The organism is Bifidobacterium saguinibicoloris (genome assembly GCF_019331725.1).
GTDB classification, from domain to species: Bacteria; Actinomycetota; Actinomycetes; order Actinomycetales; family Bifidobacteriaceae; genus Bifidobacterium; species Bifidobacterium saguinibicoloris.
Genome location: NZ_JAHBBF010000004.1, coordinates 97751 through 120631 on the forward strand (window position 1 = coordinate 97751; position 22881 = coordinate 120631).

At 67.6% G+C, this 22881-nt stretch carries 13 protein-coding genes; 4 read left to right on the forward strand and 9 right to left on the reverse strand.

All coding sequences use genetic code 11. The annotated features are described in order from the left end of the window. Positions 1 to 62: 62 nt before the first annotated feature. From KIH78_RS04165 to KIH78_RS04175, 3 genes are all read left to right on the forward strand, one after another. Positions 63 to 4190: a DUF3418 domain-containing protein gene (locus KIH78_RS04165; protein WP_219131393.1), complete on the forward strand. Its 4128-nt coding sequence runs from the start codon at positions 63 to 65 to the stop codon at positions 4188 to 4190. A 140-nt stretch (positions 4191 to 4330) separates the two neighbouring features. Beyond that, positions 4331 to 4642 carry a YhbY family RNA-binding protein gene (locus KIH78_RS04170; protein WP_214311006.1) on the forward strand — a complete coding sequence of 104 codons (312 nt, stop codon included), beginning with the start codon at positions 4331 to 4333 and terminating at the stop codon, positions 4640 to 4642. Between the two features lie 138 nt (positions 4643 to 4780). Further along, positions 4781 to 5590, forward strand: a complete 810-nt coding sequence (locus tag KIH78_RS04175; RefSeq protein ID WP_219131394.1) for a TM2 domain-containing protein — start codon at positions 4781 to 4783, stop codon at positions 5588 to 5590. Positions 5591 to 5733: 143 nt separating this feature from the next. Here the strand turns inward: KIH78_RS04175 and KIH78_RS04180 are convergent, their stop codons facing one another. The 3 genes from KIH78_RS04180 to KIH78_RS04190 all read right to left on the reverse strand — a co-directional run bounded on the left by KIH78_RS04180 (position 5734) and on the right by KIH78_RS04190 (position 11693). Beyond that, a complete protein-coding gene (locus KIH78_RS04180) occupies positions 5734 to 7281 on the reverse strand; it encodes an MDR family MFS transporter (protein WP_219131395.1) in 1548 nt (515 codons plus the stop codon). Positions 7282 to 7502: 221 nt separating this feature from the next. Beyond that, positions 7503 to 8870 carry a replication-associated recombination protein A gene (locus KIH78_RS04185; protein WP_219131396.1) on the reverse strand — a complete coding sequence of 456 codons (1368 nt, stop codon included), beginning with the start codon at positions 8868 to 8870 and terminating at the stop codon, positions 7503 to 7505. Between the two features lie 78 nt (positions 8871 to 8948). After that, entirely contained in the window at positions 8949 to 11693 is a 2745-nt protein-coding gene (locus KIH78_RS04190; RefSeq protein WP_236034402.1) for a DEAD/DEAH box helicase, read from the reverse strand. Between the two features lie 1198 nt (positions 11694 to 12891). Between KIH78_RS04190 and KIH78_RS04195 the strand changes: the two genes are divergently transcribed. After that, positions 12892 to 13524: a hypothetical protein gene (locus KIH78_RS04195; protein ID WP_219131397.1), complete on the forward strand. Its 633-nt coding sequence runs from the start codon at positions 12892 to 12894 to the stop codon at positions 13522 to 13524. Here KIH78_RS04195 and KIH78_RS04200 read toward each other — a convergent pair whose 3' ends face one another. The 6 genes from KIH78_RS04200 to KIH78_RS04225 form a co-directional block, all read right to left on the reverse strand. Next, complete coding sequence (locus KIH78_RS04200; RefSeq protein ID WP_219131398.1) at positions 13525 to 14577, reverse strand: PPK2 family polyphosphate kinase; 1053 nt, start codon at positions 14575 to 14577, stop codon at positions 13525 to 13527. Positions 14578 to 14753: 176 nt separating this feature from the next. After that, positions 14754 to 18179 carry a 5'-nucleotidase C-terminal domain-containing protein gene (locus KIH78_RS04205; RefSeq protein ID WP_219131399.1) on the reverse strand — a complete coding sequence of 1142 codons (3426 nt, stop codon included), beginning with the start codon at positions 18177 to 18179 and terminating at the stop codon, positions 14754 to 14756. A gap of 147 nt (positions 18180 to 18326) precedes the next feature. Next, positions 18327 to 19820 (reverse strand): acid phosphatase, encoded by a 1494-nt coding sequence (locus tag KIH78_RS04210; RefSeq protein ID WP_219131467.1) that lies wholly within the window; start codon positions 19818 to 19820, stop codon positions 18327 to 18329. A 267-nt stretch (positions 19821 to 20087) separates the two neighbouring features. Further along, positions 20088 to 21314, reverse strand: coding sequence for an amino acid ABC transporter permease (locus KIH78_RS04215; RefSeq protein ID WP_236034403.1), 1227 nt, complete (start codon positions 21312 to 21314; stop codon positions 20088 to 20090). 5 nt (positions 21315 to 21319) lie between these two features. Beyond that, the gene (locus KIH78_RS04220; protein ID WP_214311013.1) at positions 21320 to 21997 is read right to left on the reverse strand and encodes an amino acid ABC transporter permease; all 678 of its coding nucleotides are present in this window, start codon (positions 21995 to 21997) and stop codon (positions 21320 to 21322) included. Further along, entirely contained in the window at positions 21997 to 22836 is an 840-nt protein-coding gene (locus tag KIH78_RS04225) for a glutamate ABC transporter substrate-binding protein (protein ID WP_219131400.1), read from the reverse strand. Before KIH78_RS04225 ends, KIH78_RS04220 begins: the two co-directional genes overlap by 1 nt. Between the last annotated feature and the right edge of the window lie 45 nt (positions 22837 to 22881).

Here is a 22881-nt window from a genome sequence, read left to right on the forward strand (position 1 = left end):
CGGGCGGAGGGCCCGCCACAGCCCCGGCGCCGGATGACGGACAGGGGCGGGAAGTCAAGGGAATGCGTTTCGAATATCCGTCCGAACTGCCGGTCTCCGCCGCGCGCGACGACATCGCGCGGGCCGTCCGTTCCTCGCAGGTGGTGATCGTCTCCGGACAGACCGGTTCGGGCAAGACCACGCAGCTACCGAAGATCCTGCTCGAGATCGGCCGCGGCACGCACGGCCGGCAGATCGTGCACACGCAGCCGCGGCGCATCGCGGCGCGCACGGTGGCCGAACGCATCGCCTCCGAGATGGGCGTGCGCCTCGGCGACGAGATCGGCTATCAGGTGCGCTTCACCGACGAAAGCTCGCCGAACACCCGCCTGCGGGTGGTGACGGACGGCATCCTGCTCGCCCAAATCCAGCGCGACCCGCAGCTGAGCCGCTATGACACCATCATCATCGACGAGGCGCACGAACGCAGCCTCAACATCGACTTCCTGCTCGGATACCTCACGGCGCTGCTGCCGAGGCGCCGAGACCTGAAGCTCGTCATCACCTCCGCCACCATCGATTCGGAGAAGTTCCAGCGGCATTTCGAGGACGCGCTGCACGAGAAGGTGCCGGTCATCGAGGTGTCCGGCCGCACCTATCCGGTGCAGGTCGTCTACGAGCCGCTCGGCACCGCCCCCGCGCTCATGCGCGAGGTGCCGGGCTTCGCGACGGGCGCCCGCCCCGGCGACGCCGGCTACGAGGAGCTGGCGAACGCGATCGCCGACGACGGCTCCGACGGGCCGCGCGGCCGCGGATCCAACCGCAACGCGTCCTACGAGGAGGACGCGATCACCGACATGCCGACGGCCGTGGCACGCGCCTGCGCCGAACTCGTCATCCACTCCTCGCACGAACGGGGGCCACGCGACATCCTCGTGTTCGCCTCGGGCGAACGCGACATCCACGAGTTCGAGGCGGCGCTGCGGCACCATTACGGCCCGCGCGTCGATGACATGCGCCGGCCCGACGCCATCGAGATCATGCCGCTGTTCGCCCGCCTGTCCGCCGCGGACCAGCACAAGGTGTTCGAATCGCATACGCACCAGCGCATCGTCATCGCCACGAACGTGGCCGAGACGTCGCTGACCGTGCCGGGCATCCGCTACGTGGTGGACCCGGGCAACGCGCGCATCTCCCGCTATTCGAAGACCGCGAAGGTGCAGCGGCTTCCCATCGAGCCGATCAGCCAGGCGAGCGCCGACCAGCGCTCCGGCCGATGCGGCCGCGTGGCGGACGGTATCGCGATCCGCCTGTACTCGCGCGAGGACTACGAGACGCGCCCCCGCTTCACCGAGCCGGAGATCCTCCGCACCTCGCTGGGCGCGGTGGTCCTCCACATGCTCTCCGTGGGCGTGGCCCGCACCGCCGAGGACGTGACGCACTTCGGCTTCATCGACCCGCCGGACATGAAGGCCGTCTCCGACGGCTTCAACGAGCTCACCGAGCTCAAGGCCGTGGCCCGGCATCGCGGCGAGGTGACCCTCACGCACATCGGACGGCAGCTCGCGCGCATCCCCATCGACGTGCGCCTCGGCCGCATGGTCATCGAGGCGGCGCGGACCGCGTCGCCGAACACGCTGGCCGCGGTCCTGGTCGTCGTCGCGTTCCTGAGCCTGCAGGACCCGCGCGAACGCCCGGACGACAAGCGCGAGGAGGCGGACCGCATCCACAACCGCTACGCCGACCAGACCAGCGACTACCTGACGGCCCTGAACATCTGGGACCGCGTGTTCCAGGCGGACGGCGAGCCGAGCAACAACGCGCTGCGCCGCATCTGCAAGACCGAGTACTTCAGCTGGCTCAGGATGCGCCAGTGGAAGGACCTCGTCGCGCAGCTGAGGCAGATGTGCCGCGAGATGAAGTTCAAGGTGGGCGACCCGCTGCCCTCCACGCGCGCCGGATTGGAGATCCGCCAGCTTCCCATCAACCAGCAGGCGGCGCACTCCCTGTGCTGCGCGTGGGACGCGGACGGCATCCACAAGTCGATGCTCGCCGGACTGCTGTCCATGATGGGCATGCAGGTCATCCGCGAGCCGAAGGCCTCCGACTACGCGAACCTCAAGGGTGCGGCGAGGGCGAAGGCCCTCAAACGCGCGCAGAAGATGTCGAAGAACGACTATCTCGGCGCACGCGGCACGCATTTCGCGCTGTTCCCCGCCTCGGCCGTGGCCAAGACCACGCCGAGCTGGGTCATGTCGACCGAACTGGTGGAGACATCGCGCCTGTGGGCCCGCTATTCGGCGGCCATCGACCCGGCGTGGGCCGAGCCGTTGGCCGGCACGCTCACCCGCACCACGTACGCCGAACCGCACTGGTCCGGTTCGCGCGGATCGGCCGTCGCCACGGCGCGCGTGCTCCTGTACGGCCTGCCGATCGTGCAGGACCGCACCGTGCAGTGGGGGCGCATCAATCCGCCGGAGGCGCGCGACTTCCTCATCCGCCAGGGGCTCCTGGAGGGCGACATCCAGCAACGGTTCAGCTACGACGACTTCGTCACGCGGAACCTGAAGCTTCTCGAGGAGGCCGCGGACGACGCGAACCGCACGCGCCAAATCGCCGAGACCGTCTCCGACGAGGACCTGTTCGACTTCTACAACGCCGTCGTCCCGAACGACGTGACCTCCGTGGCCGCCCTCGCGAAATGGTGGAAGGACGTCCATGACGAGAACCCGAAACTGCTGGACTTCGACCCCTCGAAGGTCGAGCGTCTCCAGTCGGCCGACGCGGTGAGCCTCGACGACTATCCCGACCACTGGCATACGCTCGGCACGGACGGTCAGCCCATCGACCTCAGGCTCAGCTACGTCTACGATCCCTCGGACGAGAACGACGGCGTGACCGTGCACGTGCCGATGAAGGCGCTCTCGCGCATCCTGCCCGACCAGTTCACCTGGAACGTGCCGGGTCTGCTGGACGAGCTGATCCTCGCGATGATCAAGGCGCTGCCCAAGCAGCTGCGCGTGCAGTTCGTGCCCGCGCCGGACGCCGCGCGGAAGATCCGCGCGTGGATCGACGAACACTACCCGGACCTGCCCGGCTCGGGCGACATGCGCAGGCCGAACACGCCGCCGGACGACGCGGCCGCATGGCCGGACCTGGCCCACGTGTTCACGCAGGCGGCCATCGCCGTCCTGGGCGCGCAGATCCACCCGGAGGTGCTGGGCCCGGAGCTCGTCGAACGCCTCCAGCCGTACCTCAGGATGACGTTCGTCGTCGAGGAGCGCGCGGCCGGACACGGCAGGCCCGGACGCCGCGGCAGGGCGCAGGTCAAGACGTTCGGCCGCTCCAAGGACCTCAAGGCCCTGCAGGTGCGGTTCGCCGAGGAGGCGAAGGCCTCGGCGAGGAAGATGGTGCGCAAGCAGGCCGATCAGGCCGGCGACGCGGGCAAGCTCGTCCAGCGCGCCGACCTGCTGCACAAGGCGGGCGCGACCACCGAATCGCGCGCCTCGATGCTCTGGCGCGGCGCGTTGGACGCGCTGCGGCTGCCATCGGACCGCGTCTCGTCGCGCTGGCTCGGCGCCGAGGCGCTGATGCTCGCCTCCGCCCCATACAAGTCCACGAAGGACCTCGTCGAGGACCTGCAGCTCGCCGCCGTCAAGCGTCTGCTGCCGGACGTCGACAAGCTGCCCGACGACGAGGCCCTCGCGAACGCCGTGCTCGACGTGCGCGAAGTGTACGAGGACACTGTGTACGCCGTCGCGCACGACGTGATCGCGATTCTCAAACGCTACGCGGAGGTCGACAAGGCGGTCTCCGGCAAGGCGGACCTGCCGATGCTCTCCGTGCTCCAGTCGATCCGCGAGCACATCGCCACGCTCGTGTTCCCCGGATTCATCGGCGCCGCTCCCCCGGCATCGCTGAAGTCCATCGAACGCTACCTCCACGCGGACCTCATGCGTCTGAACAAGGCCAAGCAGGACAAGAACCGTGACGTGCGATGGGCGTGGGAGGCCGACGAGGCGAGACGGCTCGTCGACAAGGCGATGGCCAAAGCCAAGGCCGAACCGGCGGGCCCCTCGCACGAACGTCTGATGGGGAAGGCCGTCACGGCCCGGTGGATGCTCGAGGAGTTCTACGTGAGCCTGTGGGCCCAGGAGCTCGGCACCCCGAAGCCTGCGAGCCTCAACCGCATCAAGAAGGCGCTCGCCTGAACCGTCGCGGCGCATCGCGCCGTATGTCGCATCGCACCCGTCCCGATACAATACGGACGGAGGAACGCAATAAGGATATGAACGACGCGGCGCCGCGAGACGCCGCACGGAACACCCAAAAGGAAAGGAACGGACGCCCCATGGCGACGACACTCACCAAGAAGCAGACCCGTCAGCTGCGCGGCATGGCCAACAGCCTCAAGCCGCTCATCAGCGTAGGCAAGAACGACATCACCGACGCGCTCGTCAAGCAGGCGAGCGAGACCCTCGAGAAGCGCGAGCTCGTCAAGTTCAGCATCCAGGACGGCTCCGGCCTCGACGCCAAGGAGGCCGCGGAGAACCTGGCCGGCCAGCTCGGCGCGCAGGTGGTGCAGACCATCGGCAACCGGTTCACCCTGTACCGCGCCTCCAAGCGCAAGGACGTGGAGCACATCCGCCTCGTGCGCGAGTAGCCTCCGCGCGGGACGGGCATGCCGTGAAATCCTCCTGTCCTGCGGCTCGATGGGCCGCAGGACAGGAGGATTTCGTGCATTCGGGGCCGAAATGTGCAATGATGGGACTGGGTACATTCATCGTAGAAGGGAATTCTCATGACGGAACCAACAATCACCCCCGCCGGCGTCGATCCGAACGCCGCGCAGGCACCGTACGGCAGTGACGCCGTCGCCGAACACGTCGAACAGACCACCGCCGCGGAACCGGCCGCGCCCGCCGCCCCGGCCACCGAACCGGCCACAGCCGCCGCACCGGCCGAGCCGCAGCCCGCGGCCGGCGCGTACGGAGCCACGCAGCCCGCGTACGGCGAACAGCAGGCCCAGGCCTACGGCGCCCAGCCCCAACCGCAGTACGGCGCCACGCAGGCCCCCACGTACGGCACCCCGGGCCAGCCGGCGGCGAACGCCGCATACGGCGCCCCAGCCCAACCGCAGTACGGCGCCCAGACCCAGGCCCCCTACGGAGCCACGCAGCCCGCATACGGCGCACCCGCCGGCGCATACGGCTCCCCCACCCAACCGCAGTACGGCGCCCCAGCCCAGCAGCCCGCGCCCGGCGCGTACGGAGCCCCCGCCTACGGCGCGCCCGCCGCGGGAGCCTACGGCACGCCCGCAGCCCCGGGCTACGCCACCGCGGGATACGGCCAGATGGCCGTCGGCACCAAGTCCAAGATGGCCGCCGGCCTGCTCGGCATTTTCCTCGGCTCGCTCGGCGTGCACAACTTCTATCTGGGCTACACCGGCAAGGCCGTCGCCCAGCTGCTGCTCACCCTCATCGGCTGGATCATCCTCATCGGCCCGCTGGCCGCCTCCATCTGGGGACTGGTCGAAGGCATCATGATTCTGTGCAGCAAGCCCGGCACCCCCATGCACAAGGACGCCAACGGCTACGAACTGCAGGATTGACGTTCCATCCATGGCCGCATGCCGGCCCCGGCCGGCTTGAAACGGCATGGACGGATGAAGCCCCGCACGGACCGGACGGTCCCTGCGGGGCTTCATCATATCGGCGGCGAACAAGGCCCGTAGACGGGCCGGAGCCGACCCGTCTACCGCGCCGCGCGCACCGCACGCGACGAACGGATGCGGAACGCGGCGACCAACGAGACGATCGAGACCACGCAGATCACGATCATCACGGCGAACACCCACGCGCCGCCCACCGCGGTGGCATGGCGGAACGCGGCCGTCCCCTCCTCGCCGGCGCCGGCCTGCGCCACGCCGAGGATCGTGGAGAACAGGGCGGTGCCCACGGCGCCACCGAACTGCAGCGAGGTCTGGAACACGGCGTTGCCGTCCGGTGTGAACTCATGGTCGATGCCGCCCAACGCGCTGGCCATGATATTCGAATAGCCGAGCGAATAGCACAGGCCGAAGATGAAGTAGAAGCCGGACAACAGCGCGGGCGTCAGATGCATCGAGAAAACGAGCAGTAGGACGGGACCGAGCGTGGCCGTGCCGATCGCGGCGAGCACCGGACGGGGCGCGCCGAACCGGTCGTACAGCATGCCGCCCACGGGGGCGAAGAACGCGCCGATGAGCGCGCCCGGCAGCACGAGCGCGCCGGCCGTGAACGCCGTCGTGCCGAGCGACAGCTGCGCCACGTTGGTGACCACGTAGCCGAAGCCGATGCCGATGATCGGCATGAGCAGGTACGGCAGCAGATGCAGCCGCACCACCGGGTCACGCAGCCAGCCCAGACGGATCAGCGGGGAGAACGAACGCTTCGACGACCAGCCGAAGAACAGCAGGGAGCCGACGCCGACGATCAGGCTCACCACCGCCAGGATCCCAGAGCGCACCGCGCCGGAACCGCCGGACACGGCCTCGCCGACCGCCACGCCGGCCTGATTGAGCGCGAAGATCAGCCCGCACAGGGCGAGCACGATGGCGACGAACTGCAGCGGATTGAGCCGCGCCTCCTCGGTGGGGCTGGTCTGACGGATGCATTTCAGGCCGACCGGCAGGGAGACGAACAGCACGATCGGGATGACGATGACGAAAATCGCACGCCACGGCAGCACGCTGGCGATCGCGCCGCCGACGGTCGGTCCGATGGCCGGCGCCACGGTGATCACCAGGGAGCCCACGCCCATGAGACGGCCGACCTTGGAGCGCGGCGACTGCTGGAGGATGATGTTCATCATCAGCGGCGTGGCGACGCCCGAGCCGACGCCCTGGATCACGCGCGCGACCAGGATCAGCGGGAACGCGTGGCCGACGATCATCAGCAGCGAGCCGAGCACGGCCAACGCCACGGCGGCGACGAACAGCGAGCGCAGCCTGAACCGCCGGTTGAGGAACGACGAGAGCGGCATCGTCGCCGCGACGACGAGCAGATAGATCGTGGTGATCCATTGCACGGTGGCCGTATCCACGTGGAATTCACGCATGAGCTGCGGGAACAGCACGGTCATGACGGTTTCGGTGAGGATGCCGACGAACGCGAGCGATCCGACGGCGACGATCGAGCCGATGAGGTGCAGCGGGATGCGCTCGTCCGGCTGTGCTGCGGGGGCGCCCTGTCCGTCCGCGGTCCGCGCGACGCGTTCGCGGTCCGTGCGATGCGCTGTCTGATGCGTTGTAGGCGATTCCATGCGTGCTTCCGTTTCCTGTCTTCAACCTCGTCATGACGGCCGGTCGCATGGTGGCGACCACATGCGTCATGAATCGTGCGGAATGTGGTTTGCCAACCGTTCGGGCGCCTTGTCTCGACGGGCCTGCACATGCCGGCGGCCCGCATCCGCCCTCACCAACCGGATACCTTAGCCAATCATGGTGGACAATCAAGCCGGGGGACGGCTCCGTCCCGGCAGCGTCACTCCCCCTCGTGAAGGATCCTGCGGATCTTCTCCAGCCGCGGCCTCACCTCATGCTCGTAGCCGCGGTCGTTGGGCCGGTAGTACTCCCGCCCACGCAGCTCCTCGGGCAGATACTCCTGCGGGGCCACGGCGCCCGGCCAGTCGTGCGCGTACTTGTAGCCCTCATGGTTGCCCCACTCCTTCATCAGCTTGGTGGGCGCGTTCCTCAGGTACAGGGGCACGGCGCCGATGTGTCCGGCGTCCACATCCGCCAGCGCCTCGTTGATGGCGTTGTAGCTGGCGTTCGACTTGGGTGCGGTGGCCACGGCGATGGCCGCCTCGGCGAGGATGATGCGCGCTTCCGGCATGCCGACGAGCGCCACGGCCTGCGCGGCGGCGACGGTGACCTGGAGAATCTGCGGGGCGGCCATGCCGACCTCCTCGGCGGCGGCGATCATGATGCGTCGGGCGATGAACCGCGGGTCCTCGCCGGCGCGGATCATGCGCGCGAGATAGTGGACGGCCGCGTCCGGGTCGCTTCCGCGCATCGATTTGATGAACGCGGAGATCACGTCGTAGTGGTCGTCGCCGTCCTTGTCGTAGCGCACGGTGGCCACGTCCATGACGGTGGAGACGACGTCCGGCGTGATGATCGGGCGGCGTCTGCCCTTCTCGCGCGCCTTGTCGCCGGTGACGGCGCCCGCGGCCGCCTCGAGGATGGTGAGCGACTTGCGCGCGTCGCCGCCGGCCATCCGCACGATTTCGGCGACCGCTTCGTCGGTGGCCTTCACCTCGCCTTTGAGGCCGTGTTCGGATGTGAGGGCACGTTCGACCAGTTCGGTGAGCTGCGCGGATTCCAGCGATTCGAGTTTGACGACAACGGAACGTGACAGGAGCGGTTTGATGACGGAGAAGCTCGGGTTCTCGGTGGTGGCGCCGATGAACGTGACGTCGCGGTTCTCCACGGCCGGCAGGAGCGCGTCCTGCTGCGATTTGGAGAAGCGGTGCACCTCGTCGATGAACAGGACGGTCTCCTGTCCGCCTGAGACGAGGCGTTCGTGCGCGCGGTCGAGCACGGCGCGCACGTCCTTCACGCCGCTGGTCACGGCGGACAGCTCCTCGAACACGCGGCCGGACTGACGCGCCACGATGGTGGCGAGCGTGGTCTTGCCGACGCCGGGAGGCCCGAACAGGATGATGGAGCTGGGCGCGGTGAGGCTGCCGCGGCTCGCCGGGTTGGCGAGCCGGCGCAGCGGGGAGCCGGGGCCGAGCACGTGCCCCTGTCCGATCACCTCGTCGAGCGTGCGCGGGCGCATGCGTACGGCGAGCGGACGGGTCACGTCCTCGGGGGCGTCGGACGCCGCGAACAGGTCATGGTCGGTCATGGCTCCAGCCTACCCCACGATTCGAACATCCGTTCTATCATGCGGCCGGGCGTTGCGGCCGCACGCCGTCGTCACCGGTCAGTCGCCGTCGCCGACGGCGTAGTCGAGGAACACGACCTCGCCGCTCTCCTGCGTGGCGTCAAGGTCGACGACGCCTTCGATGGCCCAGTCATGGTCGCCGTCGGAGTCGTCGATGATCTGACGCACCTTCCACGTGTGCTCGTCCCTCTCGTGGGCGTCGTCGAGCATGAACAGCTCGGCGGAGCGGGCCTTCGCGTCGGTGTTCACGTATTCGTGCTCGTCGTAGTAGTCGTCGAGCGCGTCCTCCCATTCGTGGACGCCGTAGCCCCAGTCCTTGTCGAGCGCGCCGAGCGCGTCCGGATCGTCGAGGTCCATGAGCTGGACACGGCGGAACAGGGCGTTGCGCACGAGCACGGTGAGGCCGCGGCGGTCCTCGACCACCGCGTTCCTCGCGCCCGGCGCGGCGAGCGAGGCGGCCGCCTCGGAGGCGTCCGTGGAGCCGTCTGCACCCGCGTTCTCCCATTCGTCGACGAGCGAGGAGTCGATGGAGCGCACGAGCACGCGCAGCCAGGCGATGATGTCGTCCAGCTGTTCGTCGCGCTTCTCCGGCGGCACGGTGCGGGCGAGCGCCCGGTACGCGTCGGACAGGTAGCGCAGCAGCGTACCTTCGGAGCGGGCGATGTTGTAGCGGGCGATGTAGCCGGTGAAGTCGGAGGCGGTCTCGACCATGTCGCGCACGACCGACTTGGGGCTCAGCCAGTAGTCGTTGGCCCATGGCACGTCATGGCGGTACTGGTCGAACGCCGCGTCGAGCATGTCCTCCAACGGTTTCGGATAGGTGATCTCCTGGAGACGGTCCATACGCTCGTCGTAGTCGAGGCCGTCGGCCTTCATGTCGGCCATGGCCTTGTCCCGGGCGGCGCGCTCCTGGGCGCGCAGCACTTGCTTGGGATCGTCGAGCGTGGCCTCGACCATGGAGATCACGTCGAGCGCGTACGTGTCCGATTCGGGGTCGAGCAGTTCCAGCGCGGCGAGCAGGAACGGCGAGAGCGGCTGGTCGAGCGCGAAGTCGTCGGGCACGTCGAGCGTCATCACATAGTCCCTGCCGCCGTCGCGGCCTTCGAGGACCTCGATGACGTCGGTGTCGAACAGGGTCTGGAAGATCTCGTCGGCGCGCTGGTGGAGCTTCTCCTTCTGATCGGGGGTCTGTGCGGAATCGTCGATGAGGTCGTCGATGCGGGCGCGGGCGTCGCCGCCCTGTTCGACCTCGTTGAGCACCATGGAGTGGGTGATCTTGAGGTGCGGCACGAGCGTCTCGGGAGCGGCGTCGATGAGCTTGTCGAACGTGTTCTGGTTCCACGTGACAAAGCCTTCGGGCGCCTTCTTGCGCTTGACCTTCTTGAGTTTCTTCGGGTCTCCCCCGGCCTTGGCGATGGCCTTCTGGTTCTCGATCTCGTACTCAGGCGCCTCGGCGATGACGAGACCTTCGGTGTCGAAGCCCATGCGGCCGGCGCGGCCGGCGATCTGATGGAATTCACGGGCCTTGAGGCGGCGCATCTTGGTGCCATCGAACTTGGTCAGGGCGGTGAGCACGACGGAGTGGATGGGCACGTTGATGCCGACGCCGAGCGTGTCGGTGCCGCAGATGACCGGCAGCAGGCCCTGCTGGGCGAGCTGCTCGACGAGTCGGCGGTAGCGTGGCAGCATGCCGGCATGATGGATGCCGACGCCGGTCCTGAGGAGCCGTTGGAGGATCTTGCCGAATGCGGTGGTGAACTTCACTCCCTTGATGGCCTCGGCGATGGCGGTGCGCTGCTCCTTGGAGGAGACGCCGGTGGAGGCGAGCGCCTGCGCGGTCTCGAGCGCCGCGTCCTGGGAGAAGTGGACGACGTAGATGGGGGTCTCGCCGTTGCGGAACGCGAGTTCGACGGTCTTCTCCAACGGGTCGAGCGTGTACTCGTAGCTCAGGGGCACGGGCCGGGGCGCGTCGGCGATCACGTCCACGTCGGGCGTGTCGTTGAGGTCGGCGAGTTTGTCGGCGATGGCGTCGACGTTGCCGAGCGTGGCGCTCATGAGCAGGAACTGGGTCTGCGGGAGGGTGAGCAGCGGCACCTGCCACGCCCAGCCACGCTCCGGGTCGCCGTAGTAGTGGAATTCGTCCATGGCGACGAGGCCGATGTCCGCGTGCTCGCCTTCGCGCAGCGCCTGGTTGGCGAGGATCTCCGCGGTGCAGCAGATGATGGGCGCGTCCGCGTTGATGTGGCTGTCGCCGGTGATCATGCCCACGTTGTCGCGGCCGAACACCTCGACGAGGTCGAAGAACTTCTCGGAGACGAGCGCCTTGATGGGTGCGGTGTAGTAGGAGCGGCGGCCGGTGCACAGGGCAGCGAAGTGCATGCCGAGCGCGACCAGCGACTTGCCGGAGCCGGTGGGCGTGTTGAGGATCACGTGGTCGCCGGCGAGGATGTCCATGATGGCCTCCTCCTGGTGGGGCCATGGTTCGATGCCCTTGACGTCCGTCACCCAGCCGAAGAAGCGTTCGTAGATGTCGTCGGCCGTGAGGTTGCGTTCCCGTTCGTCGCCGTCCCATTCCGGGGCGAGCCGTCCCAGCGACCCGTATCGGGCCGTGGTGTCCGCGCCATCGGCTCCTTCGCGCGTCGCGTCGCGTGCGGCATCGCCGTATGCCGCACCGCCGTTCGTATCGTCCTTCATGTTGTCGTTCATGTCGTACTTCGCATCGTCCATCACGTCGTACCTCGCATCGTCGCGGCCCATGTCGCCGTATTCCTTCCCGTCGGTCATGGTTTCCTAGCTTAGCCGCAGGAGCGCACCACCCGCGGTCAACCCGCCCCCTCTCCGTCTCGCCCGCCTCTCCTTCTTGCCCAATTCACCTGCTTCCTCTGTCTCGTTCAACATGCCTGCTTCTTCCGTCTCGCTCGACATATCTGCTTCTTCGCGGCGAGATGCTGCCACCGCCCTTCTCCCATATCTTTCCAGACCGACCGCAACACATACGGACGTCACGGCTGATGGCAACCCGGTGTCCGATAAGACACCGGCTTTACCGCAAAAACCGACCGTGGCACACCCGACCACGCCGTCACATGAAACACCCCCTACCACAAAGGAGCACCCCCGAAGGGTTCTCGGCTCCACGGAGAAGAGGTCCGGCCATCCTCGGCATCACAGGAAGCCGGAAAGAATCTCGGACACACGGCGGCAGAACGCAAAACCATCACGGCTCATGACAACCCGGTGTCCGATAAGACACCAGGCACCACCACACAGCCGACCGTCATAATTCAGCCACGTCGCCCCACCCAGCCATACGCACATCCGACCCACGCCACCACCCAGCCATACACACATCCAACCCACGTCACCACCCGGCCATGCGCGCATCCACCCTAAAGCAGGAACTGGCAGTATGAATACCTTGGGTCACCGCTTCATCCGGCCATATGCGCATCCAGCCGTACCCGACACACACCGCGCCACCGGTGCAATCGCGCCGCCCCGTCATCCATTGGACGAGATGGTGTCCCATCGGACACCAGACTGTCATAACCCTGCGGGCACGACCACGCACCCTGCCGAAAACCCCGACACATCACGGCACGTGATCCTGCCGCAACGTACACGCGGCCACACATACCACGCCGCATATCCGCCTGCACGCCCCGCACCCGCACAAACGAAACGGTGTCCCATCGGACACCAGCTTGCCACGACCACGAAAGAACACTCACCCCCGAAGAATCAGCAACGACCAATCGCCAAGCTCCTTCAAGCGGAGCGGGGATAGAATCGACGTATGGGGGGGGGGCATGGTCGCCCTCCATATGCGCATAGAGGGGATGCGATGATGACAAACCAATCGAAAGCACCAACGTCAACAACCGAAGCACCAACGTCCGAGACCGAGGTGCGACCGTCCAAGCGGATCCTGCGGTCGATTGTGGACGAGACGGGATGGAATACGGCCGAGCTGGCCCAACATATGGACATCGACAAATCGTCGCTCGCCAAGGCGCTTCGCGGCGACAGAAGCATGGGATTCGATCTGTTCGCCGAAGGCCTGAGGAAGGCCGGGTTCACGATCCGCGTCGAACGTTCGGCTCCATTCGACCATCTTCCGGAGGACGAGCTCCATGCCCTGCTCACCGAACTGCGCCGTCCGATCGACCAACGGCTCATCGACAACGGCGCGACATGGCGTTCACTGTCATCGCACATCGACGACCTCTTCCACGCCGCCGACCGCAATCTCCAATGCATCGCCTTCACGCAAGCCGCCTACGGCATACAGGACCGACGCTGGATCGCCACGTTGGCAGGCGTCTACCGTCATCTGCATTGGGGCGACGGCACGTCCCGCCGCATCATGGCGACGACATGTGTAACGCCGGGTCGACGCTACCGTCTCACGGCCCCTTGGTCCCCACTGCCGCCGTCCATCATCGACCATGAGCGCGAACGGTCGGCGCGCAGGGGCGAACCGCCGAACTCCTCGTTCTCTCGGGATTTCCTCGCCTACAACGTGCTGATCCCCGCCATGGATCTTCCCGACGCCCGCCCGTCGCACCGTCACCTCCCCGATACCACACAGCGCAATCCGGAACGGGACCTGTAACTATCCCAACCGGCGGCGCGCCTCGTCGGGGTCGACTTCCGCCTCGAGCGGCGGCCAGGACATGTTCATGTTCCTCAGCGTGGTGCGCAGCAGCTCGGAGACGACCGCCCTCGAATACCAGCGGTTGTCCGCCGGAACGAGATACCACGGCGCCTCCGGCGTGCTCGTCCGTTCGAACACCTCCTGCCATGCGGCCATGTAGTCGTCCCAACGGTCGCGCGCATCCAGGTCGGATACGTCGAACTTCCAGTATTTCGTGGGGTCGTCGAGCCGGGAGAGGAAATGCCTGCGCTGCTCCTCGCGGCTGGAGACGAGGAAGATCTTGATGATCGAGCACCCGGAGGCCACGAGGTTCCGTTCGAACGCGTTGACGAGGTCGTAGCGCGCACGCCACACGTCCTCGGGGAACGTGCCGTACACATGCGGCATGACGATGTCCTCGTAATGGGAACGGTCGAACACACCGATCCAGCCCGGTTCGGGCAGCTCCCGTTCCACGCGCCACAGGAACCCGTGGGAGGCCTCCTCCTCGGTGGGTTTGCCGAAGCCGTGGTAGTGGATGCCCATCGGGTCGCCCTGCCGGAACACGTGACGTACGATGCCGCCCTTGCCCGAGGCGTCCATGCCCTGCAGCACGATGAGCAGCCGCCGCGGCGACCCCTTCACGCCGTTGGCGTACATGAGCCGCTGGTAGCGGGCGATGCCGGACGAGCTCAGGTCGATGAACCGTTCGCCGTCCAACTTGTCGCCGTCGAACCCGGGCGTCTCCCCCGCGCCGACGGCGGCCATCTCCCCCACGTTCACCCCGTGGTGGAACATGAGCCGCTGCGCGGGCGGCAGCGACCATACGGCGCTGAGCAGTTCGCTGGATTTGGCGGCGTTGGCGAGCCGTTCCGCCACGGTCCCGCTCTCCTCGATCATGCCGATCCGCGCCTCGGCGGCGTCGAGCGCCTTGTCGACGCGTTTGCGGGTCGCCTTGTCCGTCTCCGCACGGTCCTTGTCCTTGCCGCCCTTGCCGGTCTTCCTGTCGTCCTTGATGTCGTCCTTGGCCATAGGTCCCGATTGTACGCCGCCACGTACGTCCGATGCCGCGGACGTTCCCGGCGGACGCCCCAGCAGACGCCCCCAGCGGGCGTCACCTGCATACGCGAATACGGAACGGCCCGTGCGGTCGCGGCGCGGCTGCGTCGCGACCGCACGGGTCGGTGGAATCGGCATCGCGCCGCCGGTCAGCGGCTGCGGCGCGTCTTGGCGAGCGTCACGCCCGCGGCGGCGAGCACCGCCATGACGGCGACGGCCACGGTGACCGCCGACCCGGTGCGGGACAGCTGCTTCGGCCGGCCGGCGTCGCCGGTCTGCTGCGGCTTGGACTGCTGCGGCGTTCCGGTGCCGGAGCCTGCGCCCACGGCGATCGGAATCGTCACGGTCGTGCCGTCGGTGGCGCCGGTGACGGTGAGCGTCACGTCGCCGGCCTTGGCGTCGGCGGGTACGGTCACCGTGAGCGTCGCGGTGTCGCCGTTTTCGACGTCGGTCTCGCCGACCTTCGCGCCGCCGATGGTGGCGGTGAGCTTCGTCTCGGCGGGCACGCCCAGCGAAGTGAGCGTGAGCTTCGAGAACTTCAGCGTGAACGAGTCGCCGGGCTTGACCGCGGCGGTCGGCAGTCCGGTCACGGCCACGGCGCGGCGGTCGTAACGGGGCTTCAGGGGCGAACTCTTGCCGATGTAGGCGATCCACGCGTCACGATCCACCAGACCGGTGTCCTTCGTGTCCTTGCCTTGGGCGAAGGCGCGGAAGTTGTCGCCGCCCTGCAGCAGGAAGCTGAACGATCCGATGCGGTATTCGGCCTTGGGGTCGAGCGGCTTGCCGTCGACGGTCACCGAGGTGATGTGATGGCCCTGCTTGGCGTCCGGATCGTACGTGTAGGACACGTTGTGGGACAGCCCCAGCTGCAGGTATGGGCGCGACGGCGTGGAGCCGTCGGTCGTGGTCTGCCACTGCTGCTCCAAGGCCTCCTTGAACTGCGCGCCGGTGAGGGTGGTGGTCCACAGGTTGTTGAGGAACGGCAGCACGGCGTTCGCCTGCGCGTAGGTGATGGTGCCGTCGGCGGCGAGCGGGCAGGAGGCGTTCGCGCCGGTCCTGCACAGTTCGGCCCTGAGTCCGCCGGGGTTGACGACGCCAATCTGGGCGCCGCCACGGTCCTTGTCCTTCAGGGAGTCGAGCAGCGAATCCGCGACGAGGTTGCCGAGCGTGGATTCGGAGCCGCGGTCATCGCGCTTGCCGTCCTTGAAGGCGGTGGTGATGTCCGCGGAGACGGAGCCGACCTTCTTGTTGCCCTCCTCGGTGCCCTTGGCCACGGCGGCGTCCACGATCGCCTTGACCTTGGCGGTCACGCCGGTCTTGTCCTCGTCGGCGAGCTGCTGGTCGAAGTCGGCCTTGCCCGTGCCGTCCGGCACGGCCGGGGCGGCCACATTGCCGGACTTGACGACGCTCACCTTGCGGGAGGCCTTGTCGTAGGAGAGCACGGCCTGGCCGACGTTCGCGGCGTAGCTGCCGGTCTGGATGATTGGGCGGCCGTTCTTCGACGGGTCGGTGTACGCGTACTTCATGTGCGTGTGGGCGGTGAAGATGGCGTTGACCTTCGCGTCCGTGTCGTCGACGATGTGCTTGAAGACGGGGCTGGAGGCCTTCTGCTCGTCGAGCGTGGGCTTGCCGGTCTTGTCGTCCTCGTTGGCGGGGGCGCCCTCATGGTATTCGGCCACGAGCACGTCGGCCTCGCCGTTGGACGGGTCGCCGTCGGTGAGCTGCTTGGCCACGCGGTTCACGGCCTCGACCGGGTCGCCGAAGGTGAGGTTCTTGACGCCGTCCGGGGAGACGAGCGTGGGCGTCTCCTGCGTGACGGCGCCGATGACGCCGACCTTCACGCCGTCCACGTCCTGGATGCTGTACTCCTTGAGGGCCGGCTTGCCGGTGGCCTTGTCGTAGACGTTCGCGCCGAGGTAGTCCCACTGGGCGTTGCGCGCGCCGTCCTTGCCGATGACGCGGTCGGTGAGGTCGGCGAAGCCTTTGTCGAACTCGTGGTTGCCCACGGAGGACGCCTTGAGGTCGAGCGCGTTGAGCACGTCGATGCTCGGCTGGTCGAGCTGCACGGACGAGTTGAACAGCGAGGCGCCGATGAGGTCGCCGGCGCCGAGGAACAGCGAGGAGTCGGGGTATTCGCCCTTGAGCTTCTGCACGGTGGAGGCGAACGGCACGGTCAGGCCCGTGTCGATGCGGCCGTGGAAGTCGTTGACGTTGAGCAGGTTGATGACGGTCTTGCCGGAATCGGCCGAAGCGCCGGCCTCAAGCCAGCCCTGGCGCAGCGAGTGGCCGCCGGTCACGCCGTCGTCGGCCCAGAACACCGGCTTGTAGGTCTTGCCCGCTGCTCCCCCGGCGACGGTCTGCGCGTACGAGTCGGGCGTGATGGCGAAGCCTTCGGAGTTCTGTCCGGAGATCTCCTTGGGCGTGTCGATGAGCTTGGTGAGCGCGAGCGCGCCCGTGCCGTCGAACGTGTAGACGCCGATCTTCGCGCCGGTGCCGTCGTCGTTGTCTCCTTCGGCGAGCAGCCGGTCGTGTTCGGCGTCCCAGACGAGGTCGCGCGGACCGTCGTAGCCGGCGTTCTTCGCGGCCTGCGGCAGCGGGATCGACGCCACCGGGTAGGCGGCGTCCTGGCCGCCGACGGTGGCGAGCGCGAAGGCGTAGATGGCATTGGTCTTCTCGAGCGCGGCGAAGAACAGGCCGCCGTAGTCGTTGGCGGTGCCCTTGGGGTCGTAGGCGTGCACGTTGCCGGGGTCGAGGTTCGCCTGGAAGCCCTTCGCGGTGAGGGTGGCGTCGGGGATGAACGCGACGCCCTCGACGCCGAGGTTGGCGTCGTCGCCCTTCTCGAGCGTGACGCCGAACTGGCTCAGCGCGGCGGTGAGATCCCATTCGTGGGTGGCGGTGAGGTCCTGCGCGCCGTCGCCGTTGGTGTCCGTGGCCGCGGCGTTGACGTCATAGGAGAGAATCGCCGGGCGCGGCGTCTTCTTGTGCTCGTTGTCGCGTTCGGCGCCGATGAACACGCCCTTCGTGCTGTCCGGTTTGCCGTCGGCGCCGGGGATCAGCGTGATGCCTTCGGAGTCGACGCCGCCCGTGCCGTCCTTGAAGTGCAGCTGCTTGCCGCCCTTGGTCTGGCCGTTCTTCGTGAACGTCCATCCGTCGGACGGGTCCTGCTTCCATGCGCCGTCCACCTGGATGAACTTGTTGATGGAGCCGGGGCCTTTGTCGCTCGTGTTTCCGAGCGTGGGGTTGAGGTCGTTGTCGGCGGCCCACAGCGTGTCGGAGGAGCCGTTGCGGCCCTGCTCGTAGACGAGTCCGGACAGGTTGCCGTCCGTGTGGTCGCCGGACTGGCCCTTCGCGCCGAATTCGCCTTCGGCGTCGACGGCGGTCACGTCGGGCAGTCCCGGCCATGCGTCGACGGTCATCGTGTCGCCGGCGAACACCTCGTTGATGACGCTCGGCTGCGTGTCCGCGGCTACTGCGGCCGGCGCGCCGGCGACGGCGAGCCCGCCGAGCGTGGCGGCGGCCGTCAGCAGCGCGAACAGACGTCGCGCCGCCGTACTTCCCAGTTGATGGATTCCCATGGCTCTTCCCTTCGTTCCCTGACGCCATTGGTACGGTTCCACGGTATGGGTCCCAGATGAAGGCGCGGGCTCACGAGGGTTACGCCGGATGGTCCGCAAGCTGAACGCTTGCCGAATTCGATGTGCCTGTCCACATCCCTCGTCGCGTCAGCCGCGGCGACGCCCCCGCGCGCGCAGCAGGCCGACCACCGCCAAAGCGGCGCACACGCCGACGGCGACGCCTTCGAACGCGCGCCTGCGTACGGCGGCGACGGCGACGGGTCCGACGGAGGATGCGGCGTCGTTCTCGCCGGCGACCGCGTCGGAGGCGGGATGGCCGCCGCGGTCGGCGTATTGCGCGTTGACGACGGTCGGACCGTCGAACGCCGCACCCCGCGCGTCGTCGGCGGTCTCGACCTTGGCGACGTCGCCGTTCGTGTCGAGCGTGACGCGTGCGCACAGGGCCTTGGCCCAGTTGATGCGCTGCCAACCTTCGCTGGACTTCCACAACGGGTAGCCGGAGTCGAGCGCGGTGGCCTTGAGGATGGCGTTCCGCTGGTCGGCGTGCAGCTGCGGGTATGCGAGCCGCAGCACGTCGGCGGCGCCCTTCGGCGCGGTGAACGGGTGTCCTTTCTCGGCCTCGTTCTGCGGGAATCCGTAGGTCATGCGCGCGGTGTAGACGCGGACGGCGGATGCCCGGCCCTTGACCGGTTCGGTGGCGACCGGGTCGAGGAAGCCGTTCGAATAGCCGCCGGTGGAGCCGGCCTTGAGGTTCCTGATGCAGGCGGCGAGCGTGTCGCCGTGGCCATCGGCCCTGCAGCGCGCGGCGAGGTAGGAGCGCAGCTGTTCGGCCGCCGGCTGGACGGACGAGGCGAATTCGTTGTGCCAGTATTGTCCGTTCTGTGCGGAGGCGCCGATGCGTCCGCCCATGATGTCCAGCGGGTAGTGGACGCCGAGCAGGATGCGGTTGTTGCCCGCCTCCGAGGCGCGCGCCATGATCTGCGGCGCGAGTTCCGGGATCATGCCGGCCAGGGCGATGCCCCACGAGTAGGCGCCGGTGGTGTGGCCGGACGGATACGAGCTGTTCTTCTGCAGCGTGGAGTATCCGGGGATGTGGTCGCCCCAGGAGGGCGATTGGCGGATGTCGAGCTTGGCGGGGAGCCCCGCGAGGTCGTTCGTCCCCTCGAACGTGCTGATGGACCGGTCGAGGTAGGGGCGCGGATGCATGGCGGCGCGTTTCGTCTGATAGGTGGGGGCGACGTTGAACCGGAACAGTTCGACGACGCGTCCCAGCTTGTGCTGGTCGATGCCTTCACGCATGTACGTGCCGAGCACGGGGCCGAGCGCGTCCGGCATGGTCTCCCTCGGATAGAGGTCGGCGTCCACGAGGGCCCGTTTGCGCTGCGGCGTCAGCCCATCCTTGCCGGCGCCTTCGGCGCCGCGGTGGTTGATGGCGAGAACGAGTTCGTCGTCCCGCCGCAGGGTGGCGGCGTCGAGCACCTTGCCTCCCTGCTTCGCGTTCTTCGGCGCCTGCCAGTAGTTCTTCTCGTAGTCGGACAGCAACGCCACGAAATCGGGGTTCGCCATCTGGTCGGCGCGGGCGGCCGGCTGCGGCGCGACGGCCAGCACGCCCAACGCGGCGAAGACGAGCGGCAGCGTCATGACGGTCGAACAGCAGACGGCGAGCGCGCGGCGCGTCGCGCGCCCCACCTGCCGGAACGCCCGGAGGGGGCCGGGACGGCGGGCTGCGATGTTCCGGAACATGCCGGAACGACGACGGACGGCGGATAGGTCGGGGAACAATGTCATGTCCCCCAACCTATCCGCCGTCCGTTCATGCGGCGCATGTCGCATCCGAACACTCGGTGAACTCTTCGTGCCGGATGTGCGTGGTCTTAGCGGACCGTCGCGGCGGCCCGCATGCGCGGCTCAAATCTTCGGCTTGCGGCCCAGATCGGTGTGTGTGCCGCCGATGTCGTTGTGCGGCTTGAACACGGCGCGGTCATGCTTCTCGCCGTGGCCGTACTGGTCATGGTGCGGCGCATCCGCCTCCGACTTGGCGATCTTCGCCTTGCGGGCCTTCTCCTCGCGGATCGGACGCCCGGTCTCCGGGTCGACCTGCGAATCGGGCTGCGTGGCGTCGTAGCCCTGCTCGTACCGGGTCTTGCGCCAGTTGCGGATGGAGGCGTTGGTGCCGCGGTGGTGCACATGGTACTTGCGCGGCGTGCCGCCGAGCGGCAGCTCCTCGACCTCCTTGGCCACGGCGATCTGGTTGACGTTGGACGGGTCGCCGGCGGCGATCGGGGCGACCGGCTCGGGCTCGGCCGGGGCGGCGGTGCGCTGCTGCATGCGTTCGGGCAGCCATTCGGCCAGGCGCGACAGCAGCCAGCAGGCGATGAAGTAGACCACGGCGGCCATGACGAGCGTCTGGAGGATGTTGAAGTACATCGAGCCGAGACGGCGCGACTCCTGCAGCAGGTCCGTGTACATGATGATCGAGCCGAGCGCCGTGTCCTTGAGGACGACGACCAGCTGGGTGACGGCCGCCGGCAGCATGGCGTACACGGCCTGCGGCACCTCGATCTGGATGAGCGACTGCGTCTCGGTCAGACCGAGCGCGAGCGACGCCTCGCGCTGGCCGTTCGGCAGGTTGCCTACGCCGGAACGCACCAGCTCGGCCACCACGGAGCCGTTGTACAGGATGAGCGCGATCACCACGGCCCAGTAGGAGGGGCTGGGAAGTCCCGCGAACGCGAACCAACGCCAGAAGAAGATCATGAGCAGCAGCACGGGCACGGCACGGCAGAATTCAACGATCACCGCGGACACGCCGCGCAGCAGCGTGCTCGGGAGCAGTCGGCCCACGCCGAACACCAGACCGAACAGGACGGCGCCGATCACGGCCACGACCGTCGCCTGGATGGTCATCCACAGGCCGGGCAGATAGAAGTCGGTCCACGCCTCGCGGTCGACCGCCGGCTTCCACAGCTCCCAGCTCAGCTGGTTCTCGCCGTCCGGCGGATTGTGCAGACGCATGAGGATGAGCACGAGCACGACGGCGAAGACGAGTCCGGCTATCCAGTTGACGATGCGGATGGTGCGACGGCCCTTGGGACCGGGCGCGTCGAACAGGACGGAATTCGAAGTATCGGCCATGACGGTCACCTCCTCACGGCGAGCTTGTTGGACAGATACGTGGTGAGCATGCCGATCGGGATGATGAGGATCACGTAGCCGAACGCGAAGATCAGGAAGATCTGGATGATCACGTCGGGACGGAATTCGATCATCGAGCTCATCAGGGACGAGGTCTCGGTGGACACGGATGCGGCGGCGGCCACGGTGGAGTTCTTGAGCAGCGCGATGAGCGTGTTGCCGAGCGGCGCCACGGAGCCGCGGAACGCCTGCGGCAGGATGATCTCGGTGGCGGACTGCATGAACCCGAGGCCCAGCGCGCGCGCCGCCTCGGCCTGGCCGAGCGGCACGGTGTTGATGCCGCTTCGCAGCGACTCGCATACGAACGCCGCGGTGTACAGGCTGAGGCCGGTGACGGCCAGCCAGAAGAAGTTCGTGGCGAACGTGTCGGAGAAGGTGAGCTTCAGCTGCGCGTAGGCGCCGAGCACCATGAACACCATGATGATGGTGAGCGGCAGGTTCTTGAACAGCTCCACGTAGGCACCGGCCACGGCCCTCAGGGAGGAGATCGGCGAGATGCGCATCACCACGAGGATGACGCCGAGGATCATCGAGAACAGGGCGGACCACAGGGTCAGCTCGATGTTGACGAGGAACGCGCCCGGGACGTCGTACTGGCTGAAGAGTTCGAGGAATCCGTTCATCACTTCTCCCCCTCGTCCGGTGTCGGCGGGTTGTAGCGCACGTCGGGCGTGTACGAGGTGCCCTTGGTGTTGTCGGCTATGGCGCGCTTCCACGAACCGTCCTGGATCATGTCGACGATCGCGTTGTTGATCTGCGCGGCGAACTTGGTATCGCCCTTCTTGATGCCGACGCCATAGTACTCCTGCGTGAACGGCTTGCCCACGACCCTGAGCTTGCCGCGGGACGCGGAGGCGAGGCCGGCGAGGATGATGTCGTCGGTGGTCACCGCGTCCACGATGCCGGAGAACAGGGCGGTCGCGCATTCCGCGTAGCCCGGCTGCTCCATGAGCTGCACCTCGGAGGCGAACTTCTCCTTGACGGTGGCCGCGGAGGTCGAACCGGTGACGGAGCACAGGCGCTTGCCGTTGAGGTCCTGGGGGCCGTTGATGGAATGGTCGTCCTTGCGCACGAGCAGGTCCTGGCCGGCCACGAAGTACGGTCCGGCGAAGGACACGGCCTTCTTGCGCTCGTCGGTGATCGAGTAGGTGGCGAGGATCATGTCGACGTCGCCGTTCTGGAGCATGGCCTCGCGCTGCTTGGACGGGGCCTCCTTCCAGACGATCTCGTCCTCGGAGTAGCCGAGCTTCTTGGCGATGTACTTGGCCACGTCCACGTCGAAGCCCACGTAGGTGCCGGACTTCTTGAAGCCCAGGCCGGGCTGGTCGAATTTGATGCCGATGCGGATCTTGCCTTCCTCGTCCGCGCCGCATGCGGCGAGCGACATCGTGCACGCCACCGCGGCCACGGCGGCGATGATGCGCCCGGCCATGCGTTTGAATGATGGTCTCAATGCTGTCATGGTGTTGGTTCCACCGTTTCCTTCATATCCGAAATATCCGGTATG

Bases quoted from the DNA above. Each gene is read 5' to 3' on its own strand.
- KIH78_RS04190 (WP_236034402.1), bottom strand. From the start codon at position 11,693: ATGACCGACGGGAAGGAATACGGCGACATGGGCCGCGACGATGCGAGG.
- KIH78_RS04170 (WP_214311006.1), top strand. From the start codon at position 4,331: ATGGCGACGACACTCACCAAGAAGCAGACCCGTCAGCTGCGCGGCATG.
- KIH78_RS04205 (WP_219131399.1), bottom strand. From the start codon at position 18,179: ATGGGAATCCATCAACTGGGAAGTACGGCGGCGCGACGTCTGTTCGCG.
- KIH78_RS04165 (WP_219131393.1), top strand. From the start codon at position 63: ATGCGTTTCGAATATCCGTCCGAACTGCCGGTCTCCGCCGCGCGCGAC.
- KIH78_RS04195 (WP_219131397.1), top strand. From the start codon at position 12,892: ATGGACATCGACAAATCGTCGCTCGCCAAGGCGCTTCGCGGCGACAGA.
- KIH78_RS04210 (WP_219131467.1), bottom strand. From the start codon at position 19,820: ATGACGCTGCCGCTCGTCTTCGCCGCGTTGGGCGTGCTGGCCGTCGCG.
- KIH78_RS04175 (WP_219131394.1), top strand. From the start codon at position 4,781: ATGACGGAACCAACAATCACCCCCGCCGGCGTCGATCCGAACGCCGCG.
- KIH78_RS04180 (WP_219131395.1), bottom strand. From the start codon at position 7,281: ATGGAATCGCCTACAACGCATCAGACAGCGCATCGCACGGACCGCGAA.
- KIH78_RS04215 (WP_236034403.1), bottom strand. From the start codon at position 21,314: ATGGCCGATACTTCGAATTCCGTCCTGTTCGACGCGCCCGGTCCCAAG.
- KIH78_RS04200 (WP_219131398.1), bottom strand. From the start codon at position 14,577: ATGGCCAAGGACGACATCAAGGACGACAGGAAGACCGGCAAGGGCGGC.
- KIH78_RS04185 (WP_219131396.1), bottom strand. From the start codon at position 8,870: ATGACCGACCATGACCTGTTCGCGGCGTCCGACGCCCCCGAGGACGTG.
- KIH78_RS04225 (WP_219131400.1), bottom strand. From the start codon at position 22,836: ATGACAGCATTGAGACCATCATTCAAACGCATGGCCGGGCGCATCATC.
- KIH78_RS04220 (WP_214311013.1), bottom strand. From the start codon at position 21,997: ATGAACGGATTCCTCGAACTCTTCAGCCAGTACGACGTCCCGGGCGCG.